The sequence below is a fragment of the Escherichia sp. AM3 genome, from assembly GCF_032029835.1.
Lineage (GTDB): Bacteria > Pseudomonadota > Gammaproteobacteria > Enterobacterales > Enterobacteriaceae > Escherichia > Escherichia coli.
Window position 1 is genome coordinate 1 of the sequence record NZ_JAVUPQ010000304.1, and the last position, 1,344, is coordinate 1,344.

A 1,344-nucleotide genomic window follows, 5' to 3' on the forward strand; every position below is an offset into this window, starting at 1 on the left:
CCCATAAGCGCTAACTTAAGGGTTGTGGTATTACGCCTGATATGATTTAACGTGCCGATGAATTACTCTCACGATAACTGGTCAGCAATTCTGGCCCATATTGGTAAGCCCGAAGAACTGGATGCTTCGGCACGTAATGCCGGGGCTCTAACCCGCCGCCGCGAAATTCGTGATGCTGCAACTCTGCTACGTCTGGGGCTGGCTTACGGCCCCGGGGGGATGTCATTACGTGAAGTCACTGCATGGGCTCAGCTCCATGACGTTGCAACATTATCTGACGTGGCTCTCCTGAAGCGGCTGCGGAATGCCGCCGACTGGTTTGGCATACTTGCCGCACAAACACTTGCTGTACGCGCCGCAGTTACGGGTTGTACAAGCGGAAAGAGATTGCGTCTTGTCGATGGAACAGCAATCAGTGCGCCCGGGGGCGGCAGCGCTGAATGGCGACTACATATGGGATATGATCCTCATACCTGTCAGTTCACTGATTTTGAGCTAACCGACAGCAGAGACGCTGAACGGCTGGACCGATTTGCGCAAACGGCAGACGAGATACGCATTGCTGACCGGGGATTCGGTTCGCGTCCCGAATGTATCCGCTCACTTGCTTTTGGAGAAGCTGATTATATCGTCCGGGTTCACTGGCGAGGATTGCGCTGGTTAACTGCAGAAGGAATGCGCTTTGACATGATGGGTTTTCTGCGCGGGCTGGATTGCGGTAAGAACGGTGAAACCACTGTAATGATAGGCAATTCAGGTAATAAAAAAGCCGGAGCTCCCTTTCCGGCACGTCTCATTGCCGTATCACTTCCTCCCGAAAAAGCATTAATCAGTAAAACCCGACTGCTCAGCGAGAATCGTCGAAAAGGACGAGTAGTTCAGGCGGAAACGCTGGAAGCAGCGGGCCATGTGCTATTGCTAACATCATTACCGGAAGATGAATATTCAGCAGAGCAAGTGGCTGATTGTTACCGTCTGCGATGGCAAATTGAACTGGCTTTTAAGCGGCTCAAAAGTTTGCTGCACCTGGATGCTTTGCGTGCAAAGGAACCTGAACTCGCGAAAGCGTGGATATTTGCTAATCTACTCGCCGCATTTTTAATTGACGACATAATCCAGCCATCGCTGGATTTCCCCCCCAGAAGTGCCGGATCCGAAAAGAAGAACTAACTCGTTGTGGAGAATAACAAAAATGGTCATCTGGAGCTTACAGGTGGCCATTCGTGGGACAGTATCCCTGACAGCCTACAAAACGCAATTGAAGAACGCGAGGCATCGTCTTAACGAGGCACCGAGGCGTCGCATTCTTCAGATGGTTCAACCCTTAAGTTAGCGCTTATGGGA

The 1,344-nt window shown here is 51.4% G+C and carries 1 protein-coding gene; it reads left to right on the top strand.

What is annotated here, in order from left to right; all coding sequences use genetic code 11:
* The first annotated feature begins 57 nt into the window (after nt 1-57).
* Nucleotides 58-1,170 carry an IS4-like element IS421 family transposase gene (locus RTW80_RS25320; RefSeq protein ID WP_152928458.1) on the top strand — a complete coding sequence of 371 codons (1,113 nt, stop codon included), beginning with the start codon at nt 58-60 and terminating at the stop codon, nt 1,168-1,170.
* The last annotated feature ends 174 nt before the right edge of the window (nt 1,171-1,344 follow it).

Coding starts and splice junctions, on each gene's coding strand:
- RTW80_RS25320 (WP_152928458.1), top strand. CDS start 58: ATGAATTACTCTCACGATAACTGGTCAGCAATTCTGGCCCATATTGGT.